This is a genomic window from Paraburkholderia sp., from assembly GCF_034668105.1.
Lineage (GTDB): Bacteria > Pseudomonadota > Gammaproteobacteria > Burkholderiales > Burkholderiaceae > Paraburkholderia.
The window spans coordinates 1-3586 of the sequence record NZ_JAXDPY010000474.1; the positions used below are offsets into that span (position 1 = coordinate 1).

The following is a 3586-nucleotide window of genomic DNA, read 5'->3' on the forward strand; positions in this document are numbered from 1 at the left end:
AAACTTCTCCTGACGCCGGTACAGCGGGTCTCCGATAGACCCACTGAATGCGCCTCTCGAGCGGGGCGGTTCCGATGAGAAATTATAGCCATCCGAATCGTTGTCTGGAAGCACGGAGAGCCGCGTTACGCATTACATGAATATGTAATGTCGTCGCCACATATGAAATTGTAGGCTTATTTTTTTCATAGCGGCACTCACTGCAAGTCGCCAACACCGCGCACCCGGAAAAGACGTCAATGCTCTCAACCCGATCATGCTGCCCGACGCCGCGGACGGCAAACAGGCACTCAGTCAAGCGGCAGTCGGGCGTTGCCGAACTCCGAGGTTGACATACTTACCGTGCTGATATCACGCCCTTCCCGGGCTGCTGCCCTCAGTGTCGCCGTCGCCGGTACCTCGGGCGTAACGGCGCTGCTCGAACCCGTCACGGGCTGCCTTAGCCTGGTCCTGGTTGTCCTCTTCACGCACTTTTGCGGACGTAGCTTCGGGCGTCTCGCCGCGAGCTTCGCCTCGCTTGGGATCGCCGTAACGATGTTGGTTTCCGGTCGCCCTTCTGTTACCCCCGGCTCGATCAGCCGCTACGGCATCACCATCGCGGCGGCATGGCTATGTGCCGGGCTGGTCTCCCGGCGCGCCCGCCAATCCGCCTCAACTGCCTCATCGAAGCCGGCGCAATCTTCTCTTCGAACCGAAGAAGAAACGTATCGGCGCATTGTGGACAACGTGCCGGCATGCGTATGTGTCGGCAGCCCGACCGGCGAACTTCTCTATGTGAACAAGACAGGGGTCGCCTCGCTGGGAAAGCCGATGGAGGAAATCGTCGCCAATGGCTGGATGACTTACGTTCACCCCGATGACGTGCAGGCCGCACGGCGGCAATGGAACGCATGCATTGCCGCGCGAGAAGCGATCGATATGAGCGTGAGGATGCTGCAGCACGACGGCGTATACCGCTGGCAGCGTCTTCTGGCCGAGCCGTCACGCTCGTCGAGCGGGGAGATCGTCAACTGGTACCTCGTCGGAATCGAAATCGAAGAGACCGTCAAGGCTCAACAGGCACTGGCGGCAAGTGAAAGAGAAGCCAGAGAACTGCTCGACCGGTTACCCGGCCACTTCGCCACTCGCACATCGGACGATTTCGACTTCATCAACCAGCAGATCCTGGAGAAAGCCGGAACAACGCTTGAAGGCATGCAGAATCTCGGCTTCCTGCGATTCATTCACCCCGATGATCGCGAGCGGGTCAAGGAGGGTTTTCGCCGCTCGGTTCGGGAAAAGAGCGCGTACGACACAACCTACCGATGGGCGGACCATGGCGATGACTACCGGTGGCGCCACTCGCGCTCCGTTCCTTATTTCAACGATGACGGGAGTGTCTACAAGTGGTATGCGATGAACATGGACATCGACGCGCTTTACCGGTCCCAGGAGGTCATCCGTGAACGTGAAGTTCAATTGAACTGGCTGGCGGAGACGCTTCCTGGCCTGCTGTGGTGCACGGACGCGCATGGGCGCCTGGAATACATCAACAAGCGCGCGGAAGACTACACCGGACTGCAACTCAACGATCTGATAGCGGACGGCTGGCTTCACCTGGTGCACCCGGACGACGCCGCCTCGACTATTGCGGTCTGGCAAGATTCTCTCGATAACGGCAGACCTTATGACTGCGTCCATCGGCTCCGTTCGGTCGCCAATACCTACCGCTGGTTCCAATGCAAAGGCACGCCGCTGCGCGATGCCAACGGCGAAATTGTGAACTGGTTTGGTCTATCGATCGATATCCACGAGCGGCACCTGGCCCAAGAGGCCCTGCGCACAAACGAACTGAATTTGCGAAGACTGGTAGACGCATTGCCCGCGATGATCTGGAGGGCCACACCGCAAGGCGAAGTCGACAGATGGAGTCAGCAAATGCTGACTTTCATGGGAAAGAGCGGGGAACAATTCGACAAGGAGATGTTGCTCAACCTCATTCCGGAAGCTGACCGTCTGCGAGTCCGCTCGCGCTGGAGACAAGCTGTTCGAGAAGGCACATCCTATCAGGACACGTACCAGGTGACGGGCGCCGATGGAAAACTGCACTGGTACCTCGCTCGCGGCGAACCGTTTCGCGACGAAAGCGGTCAGATCCTGCATTGGTACGGCGTCTGTACGGACATCAACGATCTCAAGCAAACGCAAGCCGTGCTCGAACAGCGGGAGCACCAGCTACGCGAGCTCATCGAGACCATTCCCGCGATGCTCTGGTGCAACAATCCACGCGGCGAGCTCATTTACATCAACCGGAAAACCGCGGAATTTGTCGGCCTGAGGATTTCGCAGCTTGCGGTGCGCCGCTATCAGAGGACCATCCATCCAGACGATCTCAGCAGTCTGAACCAGGCGTGGACGCATTCGATCAGGACCGGCGAGCCGTACAGCCACGCTGCCCGGCTGCGCAGAAAGGACGGGGTTTACCGGTGGTACCAGCACACCGCCGAGGCCATGAGAGACGCCCACGGCAATATTGTCCAATGGTACGGACTGAGCCTGGATATCGACGAACCCAAGCGTGCCGAGGACCGGCTACGACACACTCAGGCTGAACTTGCCCGGGCGACCCAGATCGCCACGGTCGCGGAACTCTCGGCCTCGATCGCCCACGAGCTCAACCAGCCTCTCACGTCCGTTATCGCTAATGCGCAGGCTTGCAAACGGTGGCTCGCAGCGTCGCCACCCAATTTGAGCGAAGCCAGGGTCTCCGTGGAAAGCGTGGTTCGAGATGCCCGTTCCGCCGACGAGACGATGCAAAGCATCCGCGCACTGTTCAAGCGGCAATCGTTCCAGAAGCGGGAACGGAATGTGAAAGACATGGTTCTCGAATCCGTGCGGCTGCTGCGGGAAGACGAAACCAAACGTAGCGCCGACATCGATTTCGACTTGCCCGACGGCCTGCCCGCGGTGTTCGTCGATCAGATACAGATTCAGCAGGTGCTGCTCAACCTGATGACGAACGCAATCGAGGCCACGGAAAACTCGGGACGCGCACCCAGAATTCTCATTACCGCCAAGGCCCTTGGCAACCGCTCCGTTCTGCTCGAAGTCATCGATAACGGGTCGGGCATAGTCGGTGGCGACAGCATATTCGATGCATTCGTCACGACCAAGAGCAAAGGAATGGGCATCGGACTGGCAGTGTCCCGCTTCATTATCGAAACTCATGATGGCCGTCTTACCGCCACCAATAATGAGGGCTATGGAGCAACCTTCAGCGTCGTGCTGCCGGTCATGAGAGCGAGCGCCGCAAATTCCGACGTCGGGATAAGTGAAGCGAGTGACTAACCTGCCTCTTCCTGGTCAAACGCGGACGCACTCCACATTCCTGTAATAGCGGTCCGTTGGACTGCTCCCTATCATCCAGTCAATCCCGAGCGTAGCTCAACCAGGCACGTCGCATAAGACCGTGGGCGCGGGAACGCCTATTTGTCTAACGTGAATCGAGGAACCGCATCATGCAAGCTCCCTTTGATGCAGACAGAGCGTGGCAGTCCATGATGGCGCTCCTCTCCAGCGAGGTCGAAATACGGTTGCCCAATGTGCC

Annotated in this window: 1 protein-coding gene; it reads left to right on the forward strand. The window is 58.8% G+C overall.

Annotated features, from left to right (window positions below; all coding sequences use genetic code 11):
* Window positions 1-312 precede the first annotated feature (312 nt).
* Complete coding sequence (locus tag QOC89_RS21465; protein WP_323046852.1) at window positions 313-3327, forward strand: PAS domain-containing protein; 3015 nt, start codon at window positions 313-315, stop codon at window positions 3325-3327.
* The last annotated feature ends 259 nt before the right edge of the window (window positions 3328-3586 follow it).